The 26,242-nt window shown below is 65.9% G+C and carries 23 protein-coding genes; 4 read left to right on the top strand and 19 right to left on the bottom strand.

Features of this window, described 5'->3' with window-relative positions:
* Positions 1 to 351 precede the first annotated feature (351 nt).
* The 7 genes from C1720_RS00105 to xseB all read right to left on the bottom strand — a co-directional run bounded on the left by C1720_RS00105 (position 352) and on the right by xseB (position 6,510).
* Positions 352 to 876 carry a GNAT family N-acetyltransferase gene (locus C1720_RS00105; RefSeq protein ID WP_102282799.1) on the bottom strand — a complete coding sequence of 175 codons (525 nt, stop codon included), beginning with the start codon at positions 874 to 876 and terminating at the stop codon, positions 352 to 354.
* Between the two features lie 125 nt (positions 877 to 1,001).
* Positions 1,002 to 1,478: an SMI1/KNR4 family protein gene (locus C1720_RS00100; protein WP_158241590.1), complete on the bottom strand. Its 477-nt coding sequence runs from the start codon at positions 1,476 to 1,478 to the stop codon at positions 1,002 to 1,004.
* A gap of 290 nt (positions 1,479 to 1,768) precedes the next feature.
* Positions 1,769 to 1,975, bottom strand: coding sequence for a Trm112 family protein (locus tag C1720_RS00095; RefSeq protein ID WP_102282797.1), 207 nt, complete (start codon positions 1,973 to 1,975; stop codon positions 1,769 to 1,771).
* Between the two features lie 12 nt (positions 1,976 to 1,987).
* The gene (lpxK, locus tag C1720_RS00090; RefSeq protein ID WP_102282796.1) at positions 1,988 to 3,031 is read right to left on the bottom strand and encodes a tetraacyldisaccharide 4'-kinase; all 1,044 of its coding nucleotides are present in this window, start codon (positions 3,029 to 3,031) and stop codon (positions 1,988 to 1,990) included.
* A gap of 341 nt (positions 3,032 to 3,372) precedes the next feature.
* A complete protein-coding gene (gene dxs, locus C1720_RS00085; protein ID WP_050716118.1) occupies positions 3,373 to 5,244 on the bottom strand; it encodes a 1-deoxy-D-xylulose-5-phosphate synthase in 1,872 nt (623 codons plus the stop codon).
* Positions 5,245 to 5,341: 97 nt separating this feature from the next.
* Positions 5,342 to 6,268 (bottom strand): polyprenyl synthetase family protein, encoded by a 927-nt coding sequence (locus C1720_RS00080; RefSeq protein ID WP_102282795.1) that lies wholly within the window; start codon positions 6,266 to 6,268, stop codon positions 5,342 to 5,344.
* The gene (gene xseB / locus C1720_RS00075; protein ID WP_050716120.1) at positions 6,265 to 6,510 is read right to left on the bottom strand and encodes an exodeoxyribonuclease VII small subunit; all 246 of its coding nucleotides are present in this window, start codon (positions 6,508 to 6,510) and stop codon (positions 6,265 to 6,267) included. Before xseB ends, C1720_RS00080 begins: the two co-directional genes overlap by 4 nt.
* Positions 6,511 to 6,745: 235 nt before the next feature.
* On the opposite strand from xseB, the gene C1720_RS00070 reads away from it, so the two are divergent.
* Positions 6,746 to 7,879 carry an aromatic ring-hydroxylating oxygenase subunit alpha gene (locus tag C1720_RS00070; protein ID WP_102282794.1) on the top strand — a complete coding sequence of 378 codons (1,134 nt, stop codon included), beginning with the start codon at positions 6,746 to 6,748 and terminating at the stop codon, positions 7,877 to 7,879.
* 188 nt (positions 7,880 to 8,067) lie between these two features.
* Here C1720_RS00070 and C1720_RS13535 read toward each other — a convergent pair whose 3' ends face one another.
* The gene (locus C1720_RS13535) at positions 8,068 to 8,229 is read right to left on the bottom strand and encodes a hypothetical protein (RefSeq protein WP_156304191.1); all 162 of its coding nucleotides are present in this window, start codon (positions 8,227 to 8,229) and stop codon (positions 8,068 to 8,070) included.
* A gap of 232 nt (positions 8,230 to 8,461) precedes the next feature.
* Here C1720_RS13535 and C1720_RS00060 point away from each other — a divergent pair, with 232 nt between their 5' ends.
* The 3 genes from C1720_RS00060 to lolA all read left to right on the top strand — a co-directional run bounded on the left by C1720_RS00060 (position 8,462) and on the right by lolA (position 11,003).
* On the top strand, positions 8,462 to 9,340 hold the full coding sequence (locus tag C1720_RS00060) for an ABC transporter ATP-binding protein (protein ID WP_233199708.1): 879 nt from the start codon (positions 8,462 to 8,464) through the stop codon (positions 9,338 to 9,340).
* A 173-nt stretch (positions 9,341 to 9,513) separates the two neighbouring features.
* Positions 9,514 to 10,245 (top strand): phosphoserine phosphatase SerB, encoded by a 732-nt coding sequence (serB, locus tag C1720_RS00055; RefSeq protein ID WP_102282793.1) that lies wholly within the window; start codon positions 9,514 to 9,516, stop codon positions 10,243 to 10,245.
* 83 nt (positions 10,246 to 10,328) lie between these two features.
* Entirely contained in the window at positions 10,329 to 11,003 is a 675-nt protein-coding gene (gene lolA / locus C1720_RS00050) for an outer membrane lipoprotein periplasmic chaperone LolA (protein ID WP_050716124.1), read from the top strand.
* A gap of 174 nt (positions 11,004 to 11,177) precedes the next feature.
* Here lolA and C1720_RS00045 read toward each other — a convergent pair whose 3' ends face one another.
* The 11 genes from C1720_RS00045 to C1720_RS00005 all read right to left on the bottom strand — a co-directional run bounded on the left by C1720_RS00045 (position 11,178) and on the right by C1720_RS00005 (position 26,102).
* Positions 11,178 to 12,608, bottom strand: coding sequence for an efflux transporter outer membrane subunit (locus tag C1720_RS00045; protein ID WP_102282792.1), 1,431 nt, complete (start codon positions 12,606 to 12,608; stop codon positions 11,178 to 11,180).
* A gap of 569 nt (positions 12,609 to 13,177) precedes the next feature.
* Complete coding sequence (locus tag C1720_RS13525) at positions 13,178 to 13,330, bottom strand: hypothetical protein (protein ID WP_158241588.1); 153 nt, start codon at positions 13,328 to 13,330, stop codon at positions 13,178 to 13,180.
* 10 nt (positions 13,331 to 13,340) lie between these two features.
* Positions 13,341 to 13,964 carry a S1 family peptidase gene (locus tag C1720_RS12585; protein ID WP_146006780.1) on the bottom strand — a complete coding sequence of 208 codons (624 nt, stop codon included), beginning with the start codon at positions 13,962 to 13,964 and terminating at the stop codon, positions 13,341 to 13,343.
* A gap of 30 nt (positions 13,965 to 13,994) precedes the next feature.
* The gene (locus C1720_RS00040; protein ID WP_146006779.1) at positions 13,995 to 14,693 is read right to left on the bottom strand and encodes a hypothetical protein; all 699 of its coding nucleotides are present in this window, start codon (positions 14,691 to 14,693) and stop codon (positions 13,995 to 13,997) included.
* A 66-nt stretch (positions 14,694 to 14,759) separates the two neighbouring features.
* Entirely contained in the window at positions 14,760 to 17,960 is a 3,201-nt protein-coding gene (locus tag C1720_RS00035; RefSeq protein WP_102282790.1) for an efflux RND transporter permease subunit, read from the bottom strand.
* A gap of 180 nt (positions 17,961 to 18,140) precedes the next feature.
* The gene (locus C1720_RS00030; RefSeq protein WP_102282789.1) at positions 18,141 to 21,362 is read right to left on the bottom strand and encodes an efflux RND transporter permease subunit; all 3,222 of its coding nucleotides are present in this window, start codon (positions 21,360 to 21,362) and stop codon (positions 18,141 to 18,143) included.
* Entirely contained in the window at positions 21,359 to 21,895 is a 537-nt protein-coding gene (locus C1720_RS00025) for a hypothetical protein (protein ID WP_146006778.1), read from the bottom strand. Before C1720_RS00025 ends, C1720_RS00030 begins: the two co-directional genes overlap by 4 nt.
* A gap of 68 nt (positions 21,896 to 21,963) precedes the next feature.
* A complete protein-coding gene (locus tag C1720_RS13910) occupies positions 21,964 to 22,473 on the bottom strand; it encodes a hypothetical protein (protein ID WP_146006777.1) in 510 nt (169 codons plus the stop codon).
* A 291-nt stretch (positions 22,474 to 22,764) separates the two neighbouring features.
* Positions 22,765 to 23,301: a hypothetical protein gene (locus C1720_RS12580; protein ID WP_146006776.1), complete on the bottom strand. Its 537-nt coding sequence runs from the start codon at positions 23,299 to 23,301 to the stop codon at positions 22,765 to 22,767.
* A 13-nt stretch (positions 23,302 to 23,314) separates the two neighbouring features.
* Positions 23,315 to 24,586: an efflux RND transporter periplasmic adaptor subunit gene (locus C1720_RS00010; RefSeq protein WP_102282785.1), complete on the bottom strand. Its 1,272-nt coding sequence runs from the start codon at positions 24,584 to 24,586 to the stop codon at positions 23,315 to 23,317.
* A gap of 172 nt (positions 24,587 to 24,758) precedes the next feature.
* Positions 24,759 to 26,102 (bottom strand): YncE family protein, encoded by a 1,344-nt coding sequence (locus C1720_RS00005; protein WP_199170908.1) that lies wholly within the window; start codon positions 26,100 to 26,102, stop codon positions 24,759 to 24,761.
* Positions 26,103 to 26,242: the final 140 nt, after the last annotated feature.

The following is a 26,242-nucleotide window of genomic DNA, read 5'->3' as shown; positions in this document are numbered from 1 at the left end:
GCGCCAGGGCGGTTCAGCGCTGGCTGTGCCCCAATTCCATGACGCCTTGCGCAAGAGTGCTGGGCGGCAGCGCCCCAGCATCAAAGAGTGCTTCAAGAGCTTGGCAGCAAGGGTCGAAGGTCTTGCCCCTGGAACCCGTTCAGCGTCTGGCCGCGAGGGGCGGCCGGGATAGGCACAAGGCCGCAGACGGCCCCGGGCTGCGCGCCGCTTGGGCGGACGGCAGTTTTTCGCTCTTTTATCCATAGCGCGAGGTCCTGGTGGAACGGGCGCAAACGCCGTTTTTACCGGCCCTGAATCCGCTCTTGTTTTTGATGTTCTGGCAAGCCGCCCCCGGCCTGGCCGCAGGCAAGTTCACGGCTCCTTCAGCCCGCGCGTCATCCACACTGCGGCCGCGCCGAAGCTGGCCAGCGGCTGGGGCGGCGCGGCGGGGGTGAAGCCGTGGCGCAGCCACCAGGCATCGGCGCCCTGCACGGCCACCAGCACGGCTTGCCGCAAACCGGCGGCGCGGGCGTTTTGCAGCACCTGCCGCAGCAGCAGGGCCGCCAGCCGCTGGCCGCGATGCGCGGGCGCAATGGCGAAGTCGTGCAGATACACGCAGTCCGGCGCGGAGGCGGCAGCCGGGCCGCCGGTTGAAGCGGCTGCGTGGTTCCACTGCGGCGCGCGGCTGCTGTGCCAGGGCAGGGCGATGGCGTAGCCGCGCAGGGCCTCGCCGCCGCCAGTGGCTGGCGGCGCGCCCAGGCCCAGGCACAGGTTGCGGCCCGCTGCCATCTTGGCGGCCAGCACGTGGGCGCTTTCCAGCAAGTGCGGCTCGTAGGCGCTGGCTTGCACGGCCATGACGGCTTCAATCGGCCAGTGATGCAGGGGGCGCAGGTTCATGGGGGCGGTTGTTTTCCGGTTTTTGTCATCTGTTCACAGGCTGGCCGCAGACACGCGGCAAAGCGCGGCAAAGCGCACGGAGCGGCGCTTTTTGCGCCCACGGCCAGACTTTGAACAAAGGCCTCTCAAATGCCCGCCTGCCTGAAGACGGGTTCAAGGCTGGCGGCGTAGAAGTCAATGAAGCCGGACGCCACGGGCTGCGCCTGGCCGCTGGCCCAGCGGATGACGGGCGGCTCGCTGCCGCCCTGGGCGTCCAGGCACAGCGGGGCCTGGTCGGCGGCGTCGCGCTGAATGGCGATGTAGCGCCCGGGCATGCCGTGCGCGCGCCAGTGCAGGGTGTCGCCGAGGATGGAGCCTCGATTGCGCGCCAGCGGGTGCAGCGGGTCGATGCCCGACAGGGGCAGGCTTTTGAGTCCGCCGCCGCCGCGCAGCAGCAAAAACTCGCGCAGCGCGCCAGCAATGGGCTGGCCCAGCGCGTTTTCTACTTGCGCAATGGCTTCGGGCGTGGCGCGGCGCGGCGCCCAGATGACTTGCTCATTGGGCAGGATGAAAGGGGCCTGGTTGAGGCGCTCGATAAGGCCTTGCAGCGTGGGGGAGGTCATGGTTTCTTGTGTGCCAGTGGCCCCTGCCGCCGCCCGCATGGATTCCGCCATGCGGAGCGGAAGATTGGGGTTTTAAAAGAGGAGCAAATTCAGAGGGTTGAAAACGGCGCCAGCGCACGTTTCACTAAGACTTCATGCTATGAATCAAGGAGCATTTTCAGGCGCTGGCCGCCATGCCTTTCAGGGCCTGTCCTGGCTGCGAGGGCTGCGGACCGGAGCGGGGCGCAAGGCGCAAACCGTCTCTGGCGCTTTCGGCCCCTTGCCCGCCCTTTGCGGCCAGATCATGAATCTCACACCAGCGGGGCGCGGGCGGGCAGCTGGGCGATTTCATCTTCAGTGACGGCGCGCGCCTCGCCTTCGAGCAGGATGGGAATGCCGTCGCGCACAGGGTAGGCCAGGCGGGCGGAGCGGGAGATGAGTTCGTTTTGGCCGCGCACGTAGTCCAGCGGGCCTTTGGTGACGGGGCAGACGAGCAGGGAAAGGAGCTTGGAGTCCATGCCGGTTTTCCTTCAGGGCGGTGAAAGGGGCGATTGTGGCAAGGCGGCATCGGGCTGATTGCCGGGCGGCGGAGGCAGCAGCGCGTCCAGCGCGTCAAAAAAGGCGGCGGGCGCTTGCAGCCGCAGCGGCACGGCCAGCGCCTGCGGGGCATGGGGCCAGAGCTTGGCGGCGTCTTTTTCCGTGCACAGCAGCGGCAAGGCCGCTTCTTGCGGCGGCAGCGGCGGCAGGCGCTCCAGTGGGGCGTGGTCGGGCAAGGCGATGGGGCCCGCCAGCGTCAGGCCCTCGGCGCGGAGCATGTCGAAAAAAGCCTGCGGGCGGGCAATGCCCGCCAGCGCCACCACGCTTTGGCCGCGCAAGCGGGCCAGCGGCACGCCCTGGCCATTGGCGCGGCAGGCGCTGGATGCCAGGCGGCGCGTGGCGGCAAAAGCGGGACAGGGCAGCCCGGCAGCGGCCAGGCTGATGCGGCCTTCGGTGAACAGCGCCAGGCTCACGGGCCGGGGCCAGGCTTCGCGCAGCGGCCCGGCGGGCAGCAGCCAGCCGTTGCCGATGCCACGGCCATCAAACACGCAGATTTCCACGTCGCGCGCCAGGGCGTGGTGCTGAAGGCCGTCGTCACACAGCAAGATGTTCACTTGCGGGTGCGCGGCCAGCAGCGCGCGGCCCGCTTCGGCGCGGCAAGGGGCCACCTGCACGGGCACGCCCGCGCGGCGGCGCAGCAGCAAAGGCTCGTCGCCCACCTCGCGCGGATCGCTGCCGGGCTGCACGGGCAGGCAGGCCCGGCTGGCGCGCCCATGCCCGCGCGAGACGATGCCGAGCCGCCAGCCGCGCGCCAACAGGTGCTGCGCCACAGCCAGCGTGGCAGGCGTTTTGCCCGCGCCGCCTGCCACCACGTTGCCAATCACGATGACCGGCACCGGCAGGCGCTGCGGCACGGCCCGCGCCTGCCGCAGCGCCGCCAGCGCGCCATACAGCCGCGAAAGCGGCCAAAGCGCCACCGCCAAAGGCCCGCGCCGCTGCCAGGCGGCGGTGAGGGTGCGTTCAAGAGCGGCGCGCATGGAGCGAGGGTGCGAAAGTGAGGCGGGAAATGGAGCGGGAAACAGGGCCGCAGCGAGGGCCGCAACGAGGGCCGGGCCGCCATGCGGGCGCGAGGCTGGCAGGGCGGTGCGCGGCGTGGCGAATCTTCGCCGAACGAAAGAAAGGGAACGCGCCTGGGTAGCCTGATACCATCAAAAAAAGGAGCTGATTTGATGGGGTCAAAATGCCGTCTCGCGCAGTTTCTACTAGGACATATTGCTATGGTTTAAAGAGCGAAAATAAGCACATATTCAGCTTGGCTGGCACGTGCTGTTGCTCTGTTTCGTCTCGATTCGCTCTTTCTCCTTTTCCCGGATGGAACTCAGGGCTGCGCAAAGCGCTGGCGCACGGCGGCTTCAATGCCTTCGGCGTTCAGGCCGTGCAGGGCCAGGAGCTGGGCGCTGTCGCCGTGGTCGATGAAGCGGTCGGGCAGGCCCAGGTGGAGGATGGGGCGGGTGATGCGCATGGCTTGCAGCGCTTCGGCGGCGGCGCTGCCCGCGCCGCCTGCGATGCAGCCTTCTTCAAGGGTGACGAGGGCTTCGTGCGCTTCGGCCGCTTCGCGCAGCAGGGCCAGATCGAGCGGCTTGGCCCAGCGCATGTTGATGACGGTGGCGTCCAGCTTTTCAGCCGCTTGCAGGGCAGGGTAGAGCAGGGTGCCGAAGGCGAGGATGGCGATGCGCCGGCCCTGGCGGCGGGTTTCGCCCCGGCCAAAGGGCAGGGCAGACAGATCGGGCAGGGGCGCGGCGCCCGCGCCTGCGCCGCGCGGGTAGCGCACGGCCACGGGGTGGTTTTGTTCGTAGGCGGTGGTCAGCAGCTGGCGGCATTCGCGCTCATCGGCGGGGCAGGCGATGCTGATGTTGGGGATGCAGCGCAAGAAGGCGATGTCGTAGTTGCCCGCGTGCGTGGCGCCGTCTGCGCCGACCAGGCCCGCGCGGTCCAGCGCAAAGACCACGGGCAGGTTTTGCAGGGCCACGTCGTGGATGAGCTGGTCATACGCGCGCTGCAAGAAGGTGGAGTAGATGGCGACAACGGGTTTGAGGCCCTCGCAGGCCAGCCCGGCGGCCAGGGTGACGGCGTGCTGCTCGGCGATGCCCACGTCGAAGTAGCGCGCGGGGTAGCGCTGGTGAAAGGCGACCATGCCGGAGCCTTCGCGCATGGCGGGGGTGATGCCCACGAGGCGCTCGTCCTGGGCGGCCATGTCGCACAGCCACTGGCCGAAAACCTGGGAGAAGGTCTGGCGCGGCGCGGCGGGGGCGACCAGGCCCACGGCAGGATCGAAGCGGCCCGGGCCGTGGTAGGCGATGGGGTCGGCTTCGGCCAGCTTGTAGCCGTGGCCTTTTTTGGTGACGACGTGCAGAAATTGCGGGCCGGACTGCGCGCTCATGAGGCTGCGGATGTTTTCCAGCGTGGGAATGAGCGCGTCCAGGTCGTGCCCGTCGATGGGGCCGATGTAGTTGAAGCCGAATTTCTCGAACAGGGTGCCGGGCGTGACCATGCCTTTGGCGCCTTCTTCCAGGCGGCGCGCCAGCTCCAGCAGCGGCGGCACGGGGCCGAGCACGGTTTTGCCCACGTTGCGGGCGGCGGCGTAGAACTGGCCGCTCATGAGCTGGGCCAGGTAGCGGTTGAGCGCGCCCACGGGGGGGCTGATGCTCATGTCGTTGTCGTTGAGCACGACAAGCAGGCGCGCGTCGCGCTCCACGCCCGCGTGGTTGAGCGCCTCGAAAGCCATGCCCGCCGTCATGGCGCCGTCGCCAATCACGGCCACGGCCTTGCGCGCTTGGCCCTTTTGCCGCGCCGCCAGCGCCATGCCCAGCGCGGCAGAGATGCTGGTGGATGAGTGCGCTGTGCCAAAGGCGTCGTACTCGCTTTCGGCGCGCCTGGGAAAGCCCGACAGGCCGCCCAGCTGGCGCAGCGTGGGCATGCGCGCGCGCCGGCCGGTGAGGATTTTGTGGGCGTAGCTTTGGTGGCCCACGTCCCACACCAGGCGGTCTTCGGGCGTGTTGAACACGTAGTGCAGCGCCAGGGTCAGCTCCACCGTGCCGAGGTTGGAGCTGAGGTGCCCGCCGGTGCGCGAGACGTTTTGCAGGATGCACTCGCGCAGCTCGATGGCCAGTTGTTTGAGTTGCGCGCGGGTGAGCTGGCGCAGATCAGACGGGAAATGGACGTTTTCAAGCAGTGTGGGTTTGTCGGTCATGGCTGCCTTCTTGTGAAGCGGCTTTTTTGCGGTGTGGCGCTGCGGCGGGCGGCTTGCGGGCGTTTTTTGAGGAGGTGGCCCGCTGTGGCCGCGCGCTTCAGTGCTGGCGCTGCCCCCCCTGCCGCGCCAGCGCGTGCAGGGGCTGCGTGTGCGCCAGGCCGCTGGCTTGCAAGGCGTTCAGGGCGTTTTCGGCTTGCGCCAGCAAATCGGCGGCGAGCTGGCGGGCCGCCTCCAGCCCCAGCAGCGAAACGTAGGTGGGCTTGCCCGCTGCCGCGTCTTTGCCCGCCGTTTTGCCCAGCAGGGCGGAATCGGCGGTCACGTCCAGCACGTCATCTACCACCTGAAAGGCCAGGCCCAGGGCCTGGCCGTATGCGTCCAGCGCTTGCAGCGCGGCGGCGGGCAGCGGGTGCGCTGCGCAAGCGGCGCCCATGCGCACGCTGGCCAGCAGCAGCGCGCCGGTTTTGCGGCGGTGCATGGCGCGCAGTTCAGGTTCAGTCAGCGGCAGGCCGACGCTGGCCAGGTCAATCGCCTGCCCGCCTGCCATGCCGTCGGCTCCGGCGGCGCGCGCCAGCAGGCGGCACAGCGCGGCCTGCATGGCGGCGGGCATGTCGGCTGAAGTGGCTGCCGAAGGTTCGGGCGTGAGAATTTCAAAGGCCAGCGCCTGCAAGGCATCGCCCGCCAGCAGCGCCTGCGCCTGGCCAAATTGCACGTGCACCGTGGGCTTGCCACGGCGCAGCACGTCGTTGTCCATGCAGGGCATATCGTCGTGCACCAGTGAATAGGCGTGAATCAGCTCCACCGCGCAGGCTGCGCGCAAGGCCGCCTGCGGCGCGCCTTCCACCGCCTCGCACGCCGCCAGCGCCAGCAGCGGGCGCAAGCGCTTGCCGCCGCCTTGCACCGCGTAGCGCATGACTTCGCCCAGGCCGGCGGGGGCTTGCGCGGGCATCCATTCATTCAGCGCCCGCTCCACGCGCGCCAGTTGCGCGGCCTGCCAGGCGGCAAAGCCGCCTTGCTCCGCGCTCATGCCTCGTCTCCTTGCGTCAGGGGGCGCAGCACATCGCCGTCCAGGCGCTTGACTTGCTCTTCCACCGCTTGCAGCCGCTCGCGGCAAAACGCCAGCAACTGCGCCCCGCGCTGGTATTGCCCCAGCAAGTCTTCCAGCGGCAACTGGCCCGATTCCAGACCCGAGACGATTTGCTCGAGCTGCGCCACGGCCTCTCCATAAGTGGCGGGCAGCGGCGGAGAAGCGGTTTTGCGGGGCGGCATGGCGGCTGGCGGTGATGAGAAGGTAAAGCGGGCAATTGTAGGGACGCGCCCCAGGGCATGCGCCTGTGGCGCTGCCCGCTGGCGGGGGGCTGACTAGAATGCGCCCGCCCCGCTTGGCCTTCTGTGTTGGCGGGGCTTTTTCTTTTTCATGCGCCAGTCTCCGGAAGAGCGCGCTAGCGATGACGCGCCGCCTTTGCCGGAGCACGGAAGCGGCGCGCTTGCGAGAAAACCCACGATGTCTGACTTAAGTCTTCCATTGCAGCAGGCGGCAAGCCAGCTGCCCGTCCCTTTCTACTTTGACGAGGCGCTGCTTGCGCGCGAGAAAAACCGGCTTTTCGACGCCGGGCCGCGCTATGTGGGCCATGCGCTGGCCGTGCCCCGCCCGGGCGACTACTTCACGCTGCCGCAGGAAAAGGGCGGCCGCGCGCTGGTGCGCAACGCGCATGGCGGCCTGGAGCTGATTTCCAACGTGTGCTGCCACCGTCAGGCCATCATGCTCAAGGGCCGGGGCAATTTGCGCGAGCAGGGGCAGGCGCACGCGGGGGGCAACATCGTCTGCCCCATACACCGCTGGACTTACAGCCCCAGCGGCCAGCTGCTGGGTGCGCCGCACTTTCCGCAGGACCCTGGCCTGAGCCTGAACAACTACGGCCTGCGCGAATGGAACGGCCTGCTGTTTGAAGACAACGGCCGCGACGTGCGGGCCGACCTGGCGGACATGGCCGTGGCCCCGCAGCTTTCATTTGACGGCTTTGTGCTCGACCACGTGGAGCTGCACGAGTGCAACTACAACTGGAAGACCTTCATCGAGATTTATCTGGAGGACTACCACGTGGCGCCCTTCCACCCCGGCCTGGGCAATTTCGTGACCTGTGACGATCTGGCATGGCAGTTTGGCCGCGACTATTCGGTGCAGACCGTGGGCGTGTCGCCCGGCTTCAAGCCGGGCACTGACGTTTACAGGCTCTGGCATCAGGTGCTGCTGGACTACCAGGGCGGGCAAAAGCCAGGGCGCGGCGCCATCTGGCTGACGTACTACCCGCACATCATGGTGGAGTGGTATCCGCATGTGCTCACCATTTCCACCGTCTTTCCGATGGGCGTGGACAAGACGCTGAACATGGTGGAGTTTTTCTACCCCGAGGAAATCGCCGCTTTCGAGCGTGAATTCGTGGAGGCGCAGCGCGCCGCCTACATGGAAACCTGCCTGGAAGACGACGAAATTGGCGAGCGCATGGACGCGGGCCGCCGCGCCCTGTTCGAGCGCGGCGCCAGCGAAACCGGCCCCTACCAAAGCCCAATGGAGGACGGCATGCGCCACTTCCACGAGTGGTACCGCCGCGAGATGAACATTCATGCTTCGGCCTGAGAGGCTGTTCATGCGCTTTGAGTGCCTCCAGCCCCTTTTTGTGGATGGCGGCTACACGGGCACGCTTATCGGACAGGCGCCAGGCACATGCTTGGCGGGAAGATGCAAGTGATCAAGCGCAGCCAACAGCGCGCCTTCAAAGTGCTGCCCAAGCGCTGAATTGTGGAGAAAGCCTTCACCTGGCTGAGTCAATCGAGAAGATTGAGCAAGGACGGCCAGGTCAGCGCGGCCCCGGTGAAGCCTGCGTCAAGATCGCTTGCATTCGGCGCATGATCGAACTTCCGGGATAACTTTGAGAACAGGTTCCGGCTCCACTCGCCAGAATGCTTCATAAAAAAGAGCAGATTCAAGAGGCCGAAAATGCCGCTTCGCGCAGTTTCCACTAGGACATATTGCTATGAATAGCGAAGCAAAATAACCGCATGCCGCCCCGCCCTTCACCCTGCCAACGAGCTGCGTGCATGGAACGCCTCCGCCCTGTTTCCCATACCGTTTGTTTCCCGCTTTTGCCCGCCTTGCTTTTCCACGCCAGGCCAGGCTTTTGAAAACCGCGTGACCGCCCTGATCAGCACGATGACCGCCATGATGTCCCCCGCGATAGCTGCCACGAACGCGCCAGAGCAGGCGCTGCCGCGCCCGCCAGCGCTCTCCTCCGCCCCCGCCGCCCCCGCCGTTCAGCTGGATGTGCAGGGCGTCACGCGCATTTTTCCCGGCGCACGCGGCAAGCCGCCCACGCAGGCGCTGCGCCCCATCAACCTGCAAGTGCGCGAAAACGACTTCATCACCATCCTCGGCCCTTCCGGCTGCGGCAAGTCCACCCTGCTGCGCATCATTGCGGGGCTGGACTTTCCCACCGAAGGCCAGGCGCTGCTGGAAGGCGCGCCCGTGCGCGGCCCCGGCGCGGACCGGGGCATGGTGTTCCAGAGCTACACGCTCTTTCCGTGGCTGACGGTGGAGCAGAACATCCGCTTCGGCCTGCGCGAGCGCGGCATGGGCGCGGCGCAGCAAAAAGAGCGCAGCGACTTCTTCATTGCCAAAGTGGGCCTGCGCGGCTTTGAACACCATTACCCCAAGCAGCTCTCCGGCGGCATGCAGCAGCGCACGGCCATTGCCCGCGCCCTGGCCAACGACCCCAGGATGCTGCTGCTGGACGAGCCTTTCGGCGCGCTGGACAACCAGACGCGCGTGCTCATGCAGGAGCTTTTGCTGGGCATCTGGGAGCAGGCGCAGAAAACCGTGCTCTTTGTCACGCACGACATTGACGAAGCCATCTTCATGGCCAGCCGCGTGGCTGTTTTCAGCGCCCGCCCGGGCCGCATCAAGAGTGAAATCGCCGTGGACTTTCCGCACCCGCGCCACTACACGCTCAAGACTTCGCCCGAATTCATGCAGCTCAAGGCCCGCCTGACCGAAGAAATCCGCGCGGAAACGCTGGCGGCGGCAGATGCGGGCCGCGAATGAGCGCCCCTTGCGCCCCTTGCGTCTTACCCGTCCCGCTCTTTGAACAGGTTCCCAGGCAAGCCGGAAATAGCTTTGAAAACCATAGCAAGCTCTCTCGATTCCACTAAGACGTTACACGTTTTTCACGCTCTGAATCCGCTCCTTTTTTTAATGATCAACCGCTTCCGCCCATCATGACCGCCTCACCGTCCGCGCCCTTGCACGAAATCGCCCCTGGCCTGCTCGTGCGCAGCGCCGCCGCCTTGCCGCCGCTGGGCCATTTCAGGCTCATCGCTTTTGACATGGACTCCACCCTCATCAACATCGAGTGCGTGGACGAAATCGCCGCCGCCGCAGGGCGCGGCGCTGAAGTGGCCGCCATCACCGAAGCGGCCATGCGCGGCGAAATCACCGATTTCAAGGAGAGCCTGCGCCGCCGCGTGGCCCTGCTGCAAGGCGTGAGCGAGGCGCAGCTGGAGCGCGTGTGGCAGGAGCGCCTGCGCCCCAGCCCCGGCGCGGCGGAACTCATTCTGGCCGCCAAGGCGGCGGGGCTGAAAACGCTGCTGCTCAGCGGCGGCTTCACCTGGTTTGCCGAGCGTCTGCGCCAGCGCCTGGCGCTGGATTTCGCCCGCAGCAACCAGCTTGAAATCCGGCAGGGCCAGCTCACGGGCCGCCTGCTGCCGCAAAGCTGGGGCGACATCGTGGACGGCGCCATGAAGCGCCAGACCCTGCTGGACGTGTGCGGCCTGCTGGGCATCGCCCCTGCGCAGGCCATCGCCGTGGGCGACGGCGCCAATGATCTTGAAATGATGGCCGCCGCCGGCCTTTCCGTGGCCTACCATGCCAAGCCCAGGGTGCGCGAGCGGGCCGCCGTGCTCATCAACGAAGGCGGCCTTGACCGCCTGCTGCATGCCCTGGGGCGGTAGCTTTGCTGCCGCCTTTCGCCCTTTTCCCGACGGCCCGGCTGCGGGCCGGAACTTGCCCGGATGCCCCAAGCTCCACGCCAGCCATGAAAACCTTGCGCACGCTCATTCTTGCCTCCGCCGCCTTTGCCGCCAGCCTGTCTGCCGCGCTGCCCGCCCACGCTGGCGGCATGCAGGCGCTGGCGCAATTCGTGGAATCCGCCCGCGCCGGGCAGGCCGCCTTCACGCAGGTGGTGACCACCCCGCCACGGCAGGAGCAGGCCGCGCGCAGCAAAACCTCCAGCGGGCAATTCGAGTTCCAGCGGCCCGGGCGCTTTCGCTTCGACTATCAGAAGCCTTTCACGCAAACCATCGTGGCCGACGGCACGACTTTATGGATGTACGACGCCGATCTGGACCAGGTCACGGCCCGCCCGCAGGAGCAGGCCCTGGGCGCCAGTCCGGCAGCCATCATCGCCTCGGCCACCACCATGCAGGCGCTGCAAAAAGACTTTGAGCTGAGCGAAGAGCCGCGCCGCAACGGGCAGGACTGGGTCAAGGCCCTGCCGCGCTCCAAAGACGGGCAGTTGCAGAGCATCCGCATCGGCTTTGCGCCTGCCGCCAGCGAAGGCGGCGCGCCGCAACTGGCCACGCTTGAAATCGTGGACAGCTTCGGCCAGCAGTCGCTCATCACTTTCGAGCGCTTCACCCTCAAGCCCAGCCTGCCCGCCAGCCGCTTCCAGTTCAAGCCGCCGCAGGGCGCCAGCGTGGTGATGCAGTAGGAGCGGGCCTGGAGCCGGCATGAACGCGGGGCCAGGCCCCGCTTTTTTTGCGCCTTGCCAGCCGGACCGCGCTTTTTGCGCAATAGACGGGACGCAAGGCGGCCAGCGCGCGCGGCCCCGGACGGCTCAAGCAGCTCAAGCGCCCGGACACATGAAGGCTGCATTTCAAGGCGTTTACTGCGGCGCTTGCTGCGGCGTTTGCCATCCGCCGCCCAGCGCCTGAATCAAGGCAATGGCGGCCTGCTGGCGTTGCAGTTGCAGCTGCATGAGCGAGCGGCGGGCGGTGAGGGCGCTGGCCTGGGCGGTGACCACTTCGGTGTAGGCCACCAGGCCGGCGCGGTAGCGGTTGAGCATTTGCTGCTCGATGGCGGCGGCGTTTTCGGCGCTGGCGGCGGCGTGCCGCTGCTGGCGGGCCAGGGTTTGCAAGGTGGCGAGCTGGTCTTGCACTTCTTTCATGGCCGTCAGCGCCCGCTGGCGGTAGGCGGCGGCGGCTTGCTCGTGGGCGGCGATGGCCTGCTTTTCGGCGGCGGAGCGCGCACCAGCGTCAAACAGGGTTTGCGCCAGGTTCAGGCCCAGCGACCACAGCAATTGCGGGGCGGAGATGACATCGGCCAGCGTTGCGCCGCTGCCGCCCGCGCTGGCATTGAGGTTGAGTGTGGGAAACCACGCGGCGCGGGCCACGCCAATGCGGGCGTTGGCGGCGGCCACGGCGCGCTCGGCGGCGGCCACGTCGGGGCGGCGCAGCAAGAGGGTGGCGGGCACATCCACCGGGATGGCTGGCAGGGCGCGCTGCCAGTCATGCAGCGAACGGGCAGGCGGCAGGCTGAAGGCGGCGGCCGGCTGGCCCGTGAGGGCGGCAATGGCGTTTTCGGCCAGATGCCGGTTGCGCTCCAGCGCGGCGCGGCTGGCGCGGGCGGACTCAAGCGTGTTTTGGGCCTGAAGGGCGTCGGTGCGGGCCACCGTGCCGCTTTCAAAGCGGCGCTGGGCAATGGCGGCGCTGCGTTCGTAGCCTTCGATGATGTCGTCCAGCAGGGCCAGCTCGGCATCGGCCTCGCGCAGGGCGAAGTAGCTTTGCGCCAGGCTGGCTTGCGCGGCCAGCCGGGCGGCGGCCAGGTCGGCCTGGCTGGCCTGCACGGCGGCGGCCTGGGCGCTGGCGGCGCTGGCGGCGCGCCCCCAGAGGTCAGGCGCCCAGCTGGCCGACAGGTTCAGGCTGCCCGATCCGCCAGCTGCGCGCGCGTCGCCGCCGCTGCGCTGCTGGCTGCCTTGCAGGCCCAGCGTGGGCCAGAGCGCGGCTTGCTGCTGCTCCAGCAGCGCCTGGGCCTGCCGCACGCTGGCGGCGGCAGCGGCCACGGTCTGGTTATGGGCGGCGGCCTGCTCCATCAGGGCCGAGAGGACGGGGTCTTGCCAGCCGCGCCACCAGTCGGCGGCCAGCGGGCGGGCGGCCTGATCGGCGCTGATCCAGCCTTCGGGGGCGGCGTTGGCGGCGGGCAGGGTTTTCCATGTGGCAGGCAAGTCGATGGCCGGGGTTTCGTGGCGGCTTGCTTGCGAGCAGGCGGCAAGCAGGGCGGCCAGGGCAAGCAAGGCGGCGCAAGGGGTGGAGCGCATGGCGTTCAGAAGCGGAGTTCGGGTTTGGATTACAGGGCTGGATTTCAGGCATCAAACCGGCCTCAAGTCCTGGTGGAATGGGCGCGGGCAGCTATTTATTTCATAGTAAAACGAGCTTCAAGGCATGCCCGTCCTTGCCGTGGTTGTGATGGCAACGGGGGCCTGAATCTTTGGCGGCCAGATTGCCCGCTGCTTGTGGCGTGAGTTTTTGTGATGAGTGAATACACCCACAAAAGTTGCAATGTCGCGATACTGCAGTATCACCTTATTTCCAGTTTTATGGGCAACCTGCTGAGATAGGAGTCGCCTTGGATAATATTACGATCGAACGCATCCCATCCATCCAAGATAGAAACCATGAAATGTACAGGCAATAATGCCATGCATTTACCCTGTCCTTTCGTCACTTTTTGGCGAATTTTTCCGCATACAACTATTTGCCAAAATCTGGTCCGACATAAAACATGATAACAACCTTGCTACCTTACAGAAATTCCAGCCAATTGCTTGATTTCTTTGTTGTGCAATATGGTTGCGCATTGCTTTTGCCCGCATCTTTGGTCTGGCGATTAATCACAGGCGTCCGGCTTCTTGCGCCCCGCCACGCGCTGGCGCAACTCGTCCAGCGGCACGTAGATGGCTGGGGCGGTGAGCAAGGTCGTGAACTTCACGGCTTGCTGCGCAAGGTAATTCATTAAAGCGACGATTTCAGATGAAATCATTTATGAATCATCAATAGACTGGAGCCAAATTCACGTGAAGATTATTCAATATAAAGCTTATGGGTATCACAGCCGTAATGGGAGATGGAGCGCTTCCAAATTGGCCTGCAGAAGCACAGGCATCAGTTGATGCAACAACGATACCTACAGCAAAATTGCCGCCTCTTACCTCTTCTCCAGTAACCAGAGGCCCTCCCGAATCCCCCGGTTTGCTGCAGAACTTCATAATAGAGAGGTTATCTATCGTTCTGCCAAAGTATGTTTCTCGCCTTCCATTCTGAATTGTGAGACCGCATTTCCATCCTCCTACGGAGCCAAAAGCACAATATCTTATACCAATAACCGGATCAAAATAAGCGTGAACGTCTTGAGATATTTGAACCCCACCATTCCAATAAACAGGAAAACCTGCGTAAAATGGATGCGTAATATAAACATATTTGCCGGGTGTACTATGTTTAAAATTGTCATTTCCTATGATGGCATCATCAGACCGATCGCCCGACCTAAAGACTGATTCAGTGATAGTGCCATAAAATTCTCCGGCAGTATTAGGATGTTTTACTGTGTAAATTTTATCGCCCGTATTGCCACAATGGCCCGCAGTAATGGTAAAAGGGTATATGCCTCCCACCACATTGAATCCAGCTGTGCAATTAATTGCCTAAAAAGAACCTCCGTGTTGCGTAAAGTTGTTAATAGGCATGCCGGCCCATAAATTGGGCGATGCATTGGCTACCAGCGGCCTGGATATTTCTATTTTTATAGGTAATTCACTGAGTTCGGAATCGCCCTGAATCACGTGGCGGACGAATGTTTCCCATCCATCCAGAACAGAAACGATGAAATGGCCGGACTGATCTGCGTATCCGCCGCCCAGCAGGCCTAGTGCACCTGCATCGCGTATCTTGTTCAGAATTCTGGAAACCAGATGCCTGATTTCAGGCCTGCTGTAGGGAGATGCGTGAAAAATGACGGATTCATAATCGTGTAAAAGCCGCGTTTTCTCTTCATCCTGAAGATTTTTGATGGAAATGTGCAATACCAGATCGCCAACGTCTCTTTCTTCAACATAACTGGAGGTAAACCGGTCGGCGAACCGGGTTTTTATTTCATTTTCCAGCCTGTTCAGCGCATTGGCTTTCTGCATGTGATTCATGACGGCCGCGTCAGAAATATGATCGGCCGTCAGCGTTTTTGCATTTTCGCCATGCTTTTGCCGGAATGTTTCTGAAAGATCGCTGGCGAGCGATTCCTTGTAGGCGCGCAGGCGATGATTGGAAGCTGCGTTTTCAGCACCGGAAACCGGCGTTAAAAAATTCGCGAAAACAGCAATGGCCAGCAGCACGGATGGGGCTTTCATGGCAGGCGCTTTCAAAAAGTCAATGATGGTTGCGCATCGCTCTTGCCTGAATCTTTTGTCCAGCAATTAATTGCAGGCGTCCGGCTTTTCGCGCCCCGCCGCGCGCTGGCGCAGTCCGTCCAGCAGCACGTAGATGGCGGGGGTGGTGAGCAAGGTCATGAACTGGCTGGCGAGCAGGCCGCCGATGATGGTCACGCCCAGGGGCTGGCGCAGCTCGGCCCCCTGGCCAAAGCCAATGGCCAGCGGCAGCGCGCCCAGGCCGGCGGCCAGCGTGGTCATGAGGATGGGGCGCAGGCGCTTGAGGCAGGCTTCGCGCACGGCGCTGCGCGCGTCCAGGCCCCGCTCGCGTTCGGCGCTCAGGGCAAAGTCGATGACGAGGATGGCGTTTTTCTTGACGATGCCAATGAGCAGGAACACGCCAATGAGGGCCATGATGGTGAATTCCATCTTCATGGCCAAAAGCGCCAGCACGGCCCCGAAGCCCGCGCTGGGCAAGGTGGTGAGCACGGTCAGCGGGTGAATCAGGCTCTCGTACAGGATGCCCAGCACGAGGTAGATGACGACGACGGCGGCGATGACGAGCCACATTTGCTCGCTTTGCTGCTGCTGCATTTGCGCGGCGTTGCCCGCGAACTGGCCGCGCACGCTGTTGGGCATGCCGATGGCGTTTTCGGCTTCGCGCACGGCTTCTTGCGCGGCTTGCAGGCTGACGCCGTCGGCCAGGTTGAAAGAGAGGGTGGATGACAGCTCGCCGCCGTCGTGCTGCACGCTGGTGGGCACGGCGCGCTCGGCGTAGCTGGCAAACGAGGTCAGGGGCACGAGGCTGCGGGCGCTGGTGGACAGGCTCTGGCCGGTGGAGGCGTCGCGCAGGCCGGGGTTGGCCGGTGCGCTGGCGCTGGCGCTGAAGCTGGAGGGCGCGCGCACGTCTTGCAGGGCCAGGGGCGACTGGGCCAGGCGCGGCAGCCATTCCATGACGATGGCGTACTGGTTCAGGTCGGCATACAGGGTGGCGATTTGCCGCTGGCCGAAGGCGTTGTAGAGCGCGGCATTGAGGGCGCTGCTGCTCACGCCGTATTGCGTGGCGCGGTCGCGATGGACGGTGATGAACGTTTCCACGCCGTTGTCGCTCTGGCTTTCGTCCACGTCGGTCAGGCGCGGGTCGGTTTTGAGCTGCGCGGCGAGTTTGAGCGTCCACTCGCGCAGGCTGGCGGCGCTGTCGCTCTTGAGCACGTAGAGCGTGCCGGAATTGCTGCTGCGCGCGCTCATGCGCACTTCCTGCTCCAGGTTCATGAACACGCTCAGGCCCGTGATTTGCGCCAGCTGCGGTCGCAGGCGGTTGATGACGGCGCGCGAGCTTTCGGGCGCTTGGCTGGCGGGCTTGAGCGCGGCGGCCAGAAAGCCGCCGCCAGCGCGCCCGCCGCCGGAAAAGGCCACCACGTCGCCCACGGCGGGGTCGGCGCGCACGATGTCCACGGCCTGCTGAATCTTGTCGGCCAGCAGGCTGGAGGAGATGCTCTGGTCGGCCCGCATGTGGCCCTGCATCTGGCGGCTGTCTTGCTCCGGAAAGAAGCCGCGCGCCATGTGCGCAAACAGCCAGCCGCTCATGCCGATGACGGCCGCAAGCGCCAGCACCGCCAGCCAGGGCGCGGCCAGCGCGCCGTCAAGCGCCTTCAGGTAGGCGGCCACGGCGGCGCCCGCCACGCGCTGGCGCAGGCGGCCCAGCAGGCTCTGGCGCTGCGGCGCTGCGGCGGGCCGCGCCAGGCTGCGCGGCAGCAGCGCGGCGCACATCATGGGCGTGGTGGTGAGCGAAACGAGCAGCGAGATGAGCACGGCAATCGAGAGCGTGACGGCGAACTCCCTGAACATCAGCCCGATAAAGCCGCTCATGAACAACAGCGGAATGAACACCGCAATGAGCGAGGCGCTGATGGTCAGCACCGTAAAGCCCACTTCTCGCGCGCCGCGCAGCGCGGCCTGGCGGCGCGGCATGCCTTCTTCCAGATGGCGCGAGATGTTTTCCAGCACCACGATGGCGTCGTCCACCACGAAGCCCGTGGCCACCGTCAGCGCCATCAGCGTCAGATAGTTCAGCGAATAGCCCAGCACGTGCATCGCGCCGAAAGTGCCCAGCAGCGACACCACCGTGGCCGCCGCCGGAATCAGCGCCGCGCGCAGATTGCGCAGAAAAAGCCCCACCACGTCCACCACCAGCAGCACGGCCAGCGCCAGCGTCAGCTCCACTTCATGCACCGACGAGCGGATGGTGGCCGTGCGGTCGTTGGCCACGTTCAGCGCAATATCGCCCGGCAGCTGCGCGCGCAGCTGCGGCAGCAGGGCGTGAATGGCGTCGGCCGTGGCAATCAGGTTGGCCCCCGGCTCCTGCGTGATGGAGACGATGATGGCCGCCTGCCCGTTGAACATGCCGCGCGTGCGCGTGTTCTGCACGCTGTCGCTCACCTGCGCCACGTCAGACAGGCGCACCCCGGCGCCATTGCGCACGGCCACGATCAGATCGCGCCAGTCAGCCGCCTTCAGCCCCGGCGCGGGCGTGACGATTTGCAGCGCCCGCCCTTGCGCAGCGCCGCTGCCTTCGCCTGCGTCCGTTTCCAGCACGCCCTTGGGCCGGTTGGCCGTGCCCGCCTGAATGGCGGCGCGCACATCCTCGCTGCTCATGCCCAGCGCATCCAGCGCGAAAGGGTTGAGCGCCACCCGCACCGCCGGCAGCGAGCCGCCGCCCAGCTCCACATCGCCCACGCCCGGCACCTGCAACAGGCGCTGGCTCACCAGGTTGCTCACCACGTCGTAAATCTGCCCCGGCGAGCGCGTGGCCGATGACAGCGCCAGGATCATGAACGGCTGCGCCGACGGATTGCGCTTGCGCCAGGCGGGCATGGCGCGCAGCGTGGCCGGCAAATCGGCCCGCGCGGCATTGATGGCCGCCTGCACATCGCGCGCGGCGCTGTCGATATCACGCGACTGCTCGAACATCAGCGTCACCCGTGTGCTGCCCGAATCGCTGCTGGAGGTCATCTCCGTCACCCCCGCAATCACGCCCAGCGTGCGCTCCAGCGGCGTGGCCACCGTGCGCGCCATGTCCGCCGGCGAAGCCCCCGCCAGATTGGCCGAAACCGTGATCACCGGCTGATTCACATTCGGCAGCCGCGCCACCGGCAGCACAAAGTAAGCCGCCAGCCCCGCCAGCGCCAACCCCAGCGTGAGCAGCGTGGTGGCGATGGGCCGCGTGATGAAGGGGCGCGAGAGGTTCATGCCGCGCCCCTCATGCCGCTGGCCGGATGCCCAGAGCCTGTTTGCCGTCTGGCCGCAGGCAAGGGTCTGAATCCCTCATGAATTCGCTCCTGGTTCGATAGCATGAGGTCTCCGCAAAACGTGCGACAGATGCCTTTTTGAGGGGTGCAAATTCGCTCCTTTTATTGATACGAACGGCGCTCATGCGGGGGCCTTCTCGCCGGGTTCGTTGTCCGGCTTGCCAGCGCGGGCGCGGCCCAGGCGGTCGAAGCAGAGGTAGATGACGGGGGTGGTAAAGAGCGTGAGCAGCTGCGAGAGCACGAGGCCGCCGAAGATGGCCAGGCCCAGCGGGCGGCGCAGTTCGGCGCCGTCGCCCCAGCCCAGCATCAGCGGCAAGGCGGCGGCCAGGGCGGCCAGCGTGGTCATGAGGATGGGGCGAAAGCGCAGCAGCGCGGCCTGGTGGATGGCCTGCGCGGCAGGCAGCCCCTGGGTGCGTTCGGCGTCGATGGCGAAGTCGATCATCATGATGGCGTTCTTCTTGACGATGCCGATGAGCAGGATGAGGCCGATGATGCCCACCACGTCGAGCGCGTGGCCCGTGGCCCACAGCGCCAGCAGCGCGCCCACGCCCGCCGAGGGCAGCGTGGAGAGGATGGTGAGCGGGTGTACGTAGCTTTCATACAGCACGCCCAGCACGATGTAGACGCACACCAGCGCGGCGGCGATGAGCCACAGCTGCCCTTGCAGCGATTGCTGCCAGGCCCCGGCCGCGCCGGTAAAGCGCAGGGTGAGGGCGGCGGGCAGGCCCGCTGCGCTGGCGGCCTGGCGGATGGCCTGCACGGCCGCGCCCAGGCTGGCGCCGGGGGCCACGTCAAAGCCGACGGTGGCCGCCGGGTACTGGCCCACGCGGGTGATTTGCAGGGCGGCGGGCGCTTCGGTGATGGCGGCGATGCTGCCCAGGGGCACGCTGGCGCCGCTGCTGGTTTTGACAGGCAGCTCTTGCAGCGCCTGCAAACTGGCGCCGCCTGCCGCGCCTGAAGCAGACGGGCCTGAAGCAGACGGGCCGGAGGCGGGCGGGCGCGCCGCGTCGAGGATGACGCGGTACTGGTTGGTTTCCGTGAAGATGGTGGAGACGATGCGCTGGCCAAAGGCGTTGTAGAGCGCGTTGTCGATGCTGCTGGCCGTCACGCCCAGGCGCGAGGCGGTTTCGCGGTCGGTCTGCACTTGCGCGGCCAGCCCTTGCGCGCCGGCGCTGGTGGTGGCGTGGCGCACTTCGGGCACGGTTTGCAAGGCTTGCGCCAGGCGCTGCGCCCATTCATTGACGAGGGCGGTGTCTGCGCCTTCGAGGTCAAAGCGGTATTCGGTGGGGCCGGTGGCGCTGTCCACCGTCAAATCCTGCGTGGGTTGCAGGTAGAGCGTGGCGCCGGGCACTTGCGCGGCCACGGCCTGGCGCAGGCGCTGCATGATGGCCGCTTCGCTGTCGCCAAAGAGGGTGCGCGGGCGCAGGTTGATGGTCAGCCGCCCTTCGCTCAAGGCGGTGTTGTTGGCCCCGTCCACGCCGGCCACGGCGCTGACGGACTGCACGGCCTGATCGGCCAGCGCCACGCGCGCGGCGGCCTGCTGCAAAAGCGCCATGCGGGCAAAGGAGGCGTCGCTGGCCGCCTGCACGCGCCCCATGAGCTGCCCGCTGCTTTGCGTGGGGAACAGGCCCTTGGGGATGACCACGTAGAGCAGCGCCGTGAGCGCCACCGTGCCCAGCGCGGCCAGCAGCGTGAGCGTCTGGCGCGCCAGCACGGCTTGCAGGGCGCGGCCGTAGGCGGCCACGGTGGCGTGCAGCGCGCGCTGCATGGCGCGGCCCAGGCGGCCCGCGCCTTCTTGCAGCGGCTCCAGCCAGCGCGCGCACATCATGGGCGTGAGCGTGAGCGAGACCACGGCGGAGATGAGGATGGTGATGGCCAGCGTGACCGCGAATTCGCGAAACAGCCGCCCGATCACTTCCTGCATGAACAGCAGCGGAATGAGCACCGCCACCAGCGAGATGGTGAGCGAGACGATGGTGAAGCCGATTTGCCCCGCCCCTTGCAGCGCGGCCTGCATGGGCGGCTTGCCCATTTCGCGGTGGCGGGCGATGTTTTCGATCATCACGATGGCGTCGTCCACCACAAAGCCCGTGGCAATGGTCAGCGCCATCAGGCTCAGGTTGTTGAGCGAGTAGCCCAGCAGGTACATCACGCCCAGGCTGCCCAGCAGCGAAATGGGCACCGCCACGCTCGCAATCACCGTGGCGCGCGCGCTGTGCAGAAAGCCGAAGATGACCAGCACCACCATCGCCACTGCCAGCGCCAGCTCCATTTGCACGTGCGCCACCGAGGCGCGGATGCCCAGCGTGCGGTCGGCCAGCACGGCCACCTGCACGCTGCCCGGCAGGCTTTGCGCCAGCTCGGGCAGCCGGGCCTTGATGGCGTCGGCCGTGGCAATCACGTTCGCGCCCGGCTGGCGCTGCACGTCCACGATGATGGCGGGCGACAGCGGCAGGGCCGCCGCCCCGCTGCCCGCATGGGCCTCGTTCGCCGCATCCGCCGCATCCGCCTGGATGGCGGCCCAGGCCCCCAGGCGGTCGTTTTCGGCGCCGTCCGTCACCTCGGCCACGTCTTTCAGGCGCACGGGCGCGCCGTTTTTGTAGGCCACGATCAGCTCGCGGTAGTCGTCGGCAGAAACGAGCTGGTCATTGGCATTGATGGTGTAGCTGCGCGCGGGGCCGTCAAAACTGCCCTTGGCCCCGCTGGCGTTGCCCGCGCTGATGGCCGACGAAATCGCATCCAGCCCCAGCCCCATGCCCGCCAGCGCCTGCGCGTTGCCCCGCACCCGCACGGCCGGGCGCTGGCCGCCAGCCAGCGTCACCAACCCTACGCCGCTGATCTGGCTGATCTTCAGCGCCAGCCGCGTGTTCACCATGTCCTGCACCTGGGGCAGCGGCAGGCTGCCGGAAGTGATGGCCAGCGAAAGAATCGGCGCGTCTGCCGGATTCACCTTCGCATACACCGGCGGCGCGGGCAAATCCGCCGGCAGCAGCGCGCTGGCCGCGTTGATGGCCGCCTGCACCTGCTGTTCGGCCGAATCCATGGACTGCGACAGCGCAAATTGCAGCGTGATCTGCGACACCCCCGCCGCGCTCGTGCTGGCCATGCGCGCCAGACCCGACATCTGCCCCAGCTGCCGTTCCAGCGGCGCCGTCACCGTGCGGCTCATCACGTCAGGGCTGGCCCCCGGATACAGCGCGCGCACCTGAATCGTCGGGTAGTCCACCTGCGGCAGCGCCGCCAGCGGCAAAAAGCGCCAGCCCAGCAGCCCCGCCAGCACAATGGCCAGCATGAACAGCCCCGTGGCCACCGGCCTTTGAATGAAAGGGCGCGAAACGTTCATCTTGCTGATTTCTCCTGCATGGAGCGGCCCTCGCGCCCGGCTCCAAACCATTCGGCCAGCTCCGCCGACACAAAGGCCCACGGCAGCAGCACGCCAGCGGGCCACAGCGCGCGGTGCTGCCACACCGCCTTCACCGGCCAGCCCAGCGCGCCCGCCGCCGCCAGCGCCAGCGCCAGCAGAAAAAAAACCCCCCCCGCCACGCCCGCCGTCTCAAACAGCCCGTCATAGGCCGCTGGCACGGCGCCCCGGCCCCGCGCCGCCCGCCACGCCCGCCGCACTGCCAGCGGCAGCGCCACCAGCGCCAGCGCCAGCCCGGCCAGGCCCGGCAGCGCCGTCCACGCCGCCGAAAACGAAAACATCCACGCCGCCGCCGCCAGCGCCTGCCACTGCCCCAGCAAGGGCGGCCAGCTGGCCGCCAGCACCAGCGCCGCCAGCAGCGCCGCCGCGCCCGGCCAGGCCGCGCCCAGCCAGCACGCGCACCACGACAGTTTTTTCAGCCCGCCATCCACGCGCGCATGCATCCGCGCATGCATGCGCGCCGCTGCGCGCTCCCGCGCCAAACCTATCCGCATTTCAGACTGCATTTCAGCCGCCCGCGCCATCAGCCGCCCTTTTGGGCATGATTTTCAAGGGCGTTTTTCTTGCCAGCCCGCATTTCAGCCCGGCGCTGCCTGAAACTGGCCCATTCGCTCAATATGAAACTCCAGGGCAGCAGCACGCCCGCAAGCACGAAAAACCAGTCCAGCGGAAAAACATCTTCCAGATTTTCCAGCCCAAAATACGGCCAATGTACAAAAACAAAAAGCATGGCGAAAATCAAAATGCCCGCCATGCCTGCCCATTGCAAACCGCCCCGGTAAACGGCAGGCGTCATTTCACGCCGCGCCGCCATTTGCCACAGCCGGTGCAGCACGGCGCACACCAGCAGCGCTGAAAGCAAAAAAAACATCCACCCCAACAGCCATTCAGAAGAAGAAGCCAGCCCCAGCGGCTCCAGAATCATTCGATGAATAAAGCTGAACAAACCGGTATGGACGATGGCGGGAAAGATCAGGAACGGCATCAGCACGGATTCCGCATCCGACAAAAACGACCACGCCGGATGAAACATGGAACGCGCCAAAGTCAGCAGCAAAATCAGGGGCAGCGGCAGGCCCGAGAAGATGAAAATGAGCCACCACGATATTTTTCTGATCATGCCGCCCGCTCCCGTTGAAGCCCGGCAAACCATTTTTCCGCTCCTTGATTCATAGCAATACGTCCTAGAGGAATGTGCGGTGGGCAGCTTTTCAGATAGCCTGAATTCGCTCTTTATTTTGAAGCAATTCTGCCTGCCTGCGGCGGGCTGATCACCTTGTTTTGCATGCGTTCAGCGGCGCATCCTGAAAATCATTTCCGGCCATTATCTTTCTGGGCGCATGGCGCGCGCCTTGCGGCGTTTTCCCGCCCGGTGCTGCATGAAACTCTTGATTTCCGTCAGCACAAAACTCGTGGGCATCAAATAGGGCGTGGGAATCAGCAGCATGGCGGCTGGCACGCCAGAGCCTGCCCGCAAAACCATGGTCACAATGATTCCCAGAACAAAAGCCGCAATGAAAAACGCACCCGCCATGCCCAGCCATTGCGCCAGCCCGTTATAGGCCGCCGGCACACCTTTTTCCCGGCCTGAAAGCATGAGCCACACGCGATGCGCCGGAAAAACAGCCAACAGCAGATTCAGAAGAAAAAGCGCCACGAGCATCGTGCCGAGTCTGCTCGGCATCATTTTCGCCAGAAACTCTGGAAGCGGATATGGAAAAGCCATAGCCTCTTGCCATATATTTGAATCTGTAATCAATATGCGGCTGATTGAAATAAAACTCCACGGGACATTCACCAGAAGCGGTATCCCATAAAACAAAAACAAAATCCACCACGATATTTTTCTGATCATTTTCAAGTCTCCCTTCCTGTCAAACCGCTGGCGGCTGGCCCTGCGCGCCGCGCCCGCGCCGCTGACCGCGCCCTTCGCCGCCTGCCCCGGGGGCGGCTTGCGGCTGCGCCTGGCCCTGAAGCTGAACGGGCTGGCCGTCGCGCACGCGGTCGCCGCCTTCGGTCACAACACGCTCGCCCGCTTGCAGGCCCTTTTCAATCTGCACGGCCTCGGCCGAGGCCATGCCGGGCGTGACGGCGCGCGTGTGCGCCACGCCCGCCTCATCCACCACATACACATAGTGCCCTTCGGGGCCGGTGCGCACGGCGGTCACGGGAATCAGCACGCCTTCGCGCTCGCCCAGTTGCAGGCGCACGTTCACAAACTGGTTCGGAAAAAGGCTTGCGCCCTCGTTGCTGAAACGGGCCTTGGCGCGTGCAGAACCCGTGGCGGCGTCAATCTGGTTGTCCAGTGTGGCAAAGCGCCCTTCGGCCAGGACGTGCGCGCGGGCGCGGTCCAGCGCCGTCACGGGCAGCGCCTGCCCGGCCTGCTGCGCGGCCAGCACGGCGGGCACGTGGTCTTGCGGCACGGAAAAAAGCACGTCCATCGGATGCATCTGCGTGAGCGTGGCCAGGGCCGTGGCGCTGGAAACAAGGTTGCCCGCATCCACCGCCCGCAAGCCCATGCGGCCCGTGATGGGCGCGGTGATGCGCGTGTGGCCCAGGTTGATCTGCGCCGTCTCCACGGCGGCGGCGGCGGCCTGCGCGGCCGCTTGCAGCTGCTGAACTTGCGCGGCCTGCGTATCCAGCTCCTGGCGGGCGATGGAGTCTTGCTTCCACAGCGTTTCATAGCGCCTGAGCGTCACTTGCGCGGCCTGAAGCTGCGCCTGCTGCTGCGCGCGCTGCGCCCTGGCCTGCGCCAGCGCCTGCTCGAAAGGGCGCGGGTCAATGCGGGCGAGCACATCGCCCTTTTTCACCATCTGCCCTTCTTCAAACAGCACCTCGGTCAGCACGCCAGACACCTGCGGCGCCAGCGTCACGCTGGCCAGCGGCGTGGCCGTGCCCAGCGCCTGCACCTGCACCGCCAGCTTGCCCTGCTGCGCCAGCGCCGTGCCCACCGTGACCCGGCTGCGCCCGCCGCCGCCCGGGCCAAACCCCTGCGTGGATGCCTGCGGGCCAGCCTGCGCGCGCTCCACCAGCCACCAGCCCAGCGCCGCCAGCGCGGCCAGCAGCGCCAGCACCCCCAGCGCCCCCCGCCAGCGGGCAGGCCGTGCAGAGGCGGAGGTGGCTTCGGGCAGAGAGGGTGAAGTCATGGCAAAAGCGGAAACAGTTGAAGGCCAGTTGGAAACCGGAAAATTTTTGATTCTGCTTGTCACCATCAGCCGCGCCAGTCAAAGCCTGATGAAGCTTTGTAAAGCTCTTTCAGGCCATCCCGGCTGCGGCAGGCGGCCCGGGCCATTGGAGTCAGGGCCCGGGTGCCTTCCCTCAGCGGCCCAGCCAGCTGGGCAGGCCGGCGATGTAGTCGTCGGCGTTGCCGCCAGCGCCGAAGTCGCTGGTGAAGATGATGCGGCTCAAATCACGCGAGGCGCTGGCTTGCGGCTCGAAGAAGTAGGGCACGGGGTAGCGCGCCAGGCGGGTGTGCGTCACGTTCAGCTTGCGGCCGCCCGCTTTCAGCTCGGCCAGCCAGACTTTGCGCATGGGCGCGCGCAGCTCGGCGGCGGGCCTGGTTTGGTCATAGCCGCTGTAGTCCTGATAGGTGGAGATGACGACCCAGCCCGGTTTGTCGAAGGCCTGCCCGCTGATGTGCAGCGCGTAGCTTTCGCCCGGCTGCGGGTAGAGCGCTTCGATGTCGATGGATTGCAGCGTGTCCATGTCCACGGCGCGGATGCGGCCCGCCTGGTAATCGGCGAATACGTAGTAATCCTGCCGGGCGGGGCCGTAGGCCAGATCGGAGTGTTCGGAGGTGGTGTGCAAACGCTTGGGCGCGCCGGAAAAGTCGCGCGCATAGGCGTAGGTGCCTGCGCCGGTGTCGCCGCTGTTTTCGGCAGGCCAGGAGGGCACGACGTATTTGCCGCTGGGCGAGATGCTGACGTGATCGGGCGCTGCGCCGGGTTTGGGAAACCGGGAGGCTGGCAGCGTGCCGATGATTTTGCGGGCCGCCAGGTCCACGGTCATCAGCCCGTGCATGGTGGTCTGCCGGGTGGCGCTGTCATAAGACGAAACCATCAGCGCCAGGTAGCGGCCATCGGCGCTGGCCGTGCCTTCGTTGTGCGTCCAGTACTGGGTGGCTTGCGGCCAGGGCGAGCCGGTGGCGGGCAGGGTGAAGTCAAACACGGTTTCGATGGCGTCCGTGTTCACGTCATACAGCCACCAGGCGCTGCCGCCGTTGTTGCTGGTCATGTAGAGCTTGCCGGGATCAGTGGGGTGCCAGATGGGATCGGCTTCGCCCAGCAGCTTGGGCAGCTGCCTGATTTTTTGCAGGGTTTTGGCGTCGTACAAGTGCCAGTAGCTCTTGCTGTCTCGCACCAGATAGCGCGTGCTGTCGGCATTGAATGCCTGCTTGCGGCTGTAGGCGTGACGCACGAAAGTGCTGCCGCTGCTGCCTTCGCTGGCGTCCGTGGCGCGGTAGATGCGCGTGCCGTAGGCCGGGTCAAGCGTGGCCTGCTCCAGGGTCTGCGCCCGCGCGGGCCGCGCCAGCGGCGCAATGGCATCCGCTGACAAGGCTTTGAGCTGGAAGTTGCTGGCGTAGAGGGCGTCAAAAGGGTTGGCTGCGGCAGGCGCGGGAGTGGAAGTGGGCGTCGGGGTGGGCGTCGGAGTGGGTGTTGCCATGTGTCTTATACACATCTGACGCTGCGGACGAGCAGTCGCGATCATGTCTCTGATACACATCTGACGCTGCCGACAAAGAGGATGAGGGAGATATCGGTGGACGCGGCAGCTGTACACAAACAAACGGACCACAGATCGCG

The organism is Ottowia massiliensis (genome assembly GCF_900240305.1).
Taxonomy (GTDB): Bacteria; Pseudomonadota; Gammaproteobacteria; order Burkholderiales; family Burkholderiaceae_C; genus Ottowia; species Ottowia massiliensis.
This window is presented reverse-complemented; position numbering and strand designations above follow the sequence as displayed.

Excerpts from the sequence above, each read along its gene's own strand:
- C1720_RS00105 (WP_102282799.1), bottom strand. The coding sequence starts at position 876 with ATGAACCTGCGCCCCCTGCATCACTGGCCGATTGAAGCCGTCATGGCC.
- C1720_RS00100 (WP_158241590.1), bottom strand. The coding sequence starts at position 1,478 with ATGACCTCCCCCACGCTGCAAGGCCTTATCGAGCGCCTCAACCAGGCC.
- C1720_RS00095 (WP_102282797.1), bottom strand. The coding sequence starts at position 1,975 with ATGGACTCCAAGCTCCTTTCCCTGCTCGTCTGCCCCGTCACCAAAGGC.
- lpxK (WP_102282796.1), bottom strand. The coding sequence starts at position 3,031 with ATGCGCGCCGCTCTTGAACGCACCCTCACCGCCGCCTGGCAGCGGCGC.
- dxs (WP_050716118.1), bottom strand. The coding sequence starts at position 5,244 with ATGACCGACAAACCCACACTGCTTGAAAACGTCCATTTCCCGTCTGAT.
- C1720_RS00080 (WP_102282795.1), bottom strand. The coding sequence starts at position 6,268 with ATGAGCGCGGAGCAAGGCGGCTTTGCCGCCTGGCAGGCCGCGCAACTG.
- xseB (WP_050716120.1), bottom strand. The coding sequence starts at position 6,510 with ATGCCGCCCCGCAAAACCGCTTCTCCGCCGCTGCCCGCCACTTATGGA.
- C1720_RS00070 (WP_102282794.1), top strand. The coding sequence starts at position 6,746 with ATGTCTGACTTAAGTCTTCCATTGCAGCAGGCGGCAAGCCAGCTGCCC.
- C1720_RS00060 (WP_233199708.1), top strand. The coding sequence starts at position 8,462 with ATGATGTCCCCCGCGATAGCTGCCACGAACGCGCCAGAGCAGGCGCTG.
- serB (WP_102282793.1), top strand. The coding sequence starts at position 9,514 with ATGACCGCCTCACCGTCCGCGCCCTTGCACGAAATCGCCCCTGGCCTG.
- lolA (WP_050716124.1), top strand. The coding sequence starts at position 10,329 with ATGAAAACCTTGCGCACGCTCATTCTTGCCTCCGCCGCCTTTGCCGCC.
- C1720_RS00045 (WP_102282792.1), bottom strand. The coding sequence starts at position 12,608 with ATGCGCTCCACCCCTTGCGCCGCCTTGCTTGCCCTGGCCGCCCTGCTT.
- C1720_RS13525 (WP_158241588.1), bottom strand. The coding sequence starts at position 13,330 with ATGATTTCATCTGAAATCGTCGCTTTAATGAATTACCTTGCGCAGCAA.
- C1720_RS00040 (WP_146006779.1), bottom strand. The coding sequence starts at position 14,693 with ATGAAAGCCCCATCCGTGCTGCTGGCCATTGCTGTTTTCGCGAATTTT.
- C1720_RS00035 (WP_102282790.1), bottom strand. The coding sequence starts at position 17,960 with ATGAACCTCTCGCGCCCCTTCATCACGCGGCCCATCGCCACCACGCTG.
- C1720_RS00030 (WP_102282789.1), bottom strand. The coding sequence starts at position 21,362 with ATGAACGTTTCGCGCCCTTTCATTCAAAGGCCGGTGGCCACGGGGCTG.
- C1720_RS00025 (WP_146006778.1), bottom strand. The coding sequence starts at position 21,895 with ATGCATGCGCGGATGCATGCGCGCGTGGATGGCGGGCTGAAAAAACTG.
- C1720_RS13910 (WP_146006777.1), bottom strand. The coding sequence starts at position 22,473 with ATGTTTCATCCGGCGTGGTCGTTTTTGTCGGATGCGGAATCCGTGCTG.
- C1720_RS00010 (WP_102282785.1), bottom strand. The coding sequence starts at position 24,586 with ATGACTTCACCCTCTCTGCCCGAAGCCACCTCCGCCTCTGCACGGCCT.
- C1720_RS00005 (WP_199170908.1), bottom strand. The coding sequence starts at position 26,102 with ATGGCAACACCCACTCCGACGCCCACCCCGACGCCCACTTCCACTCCC.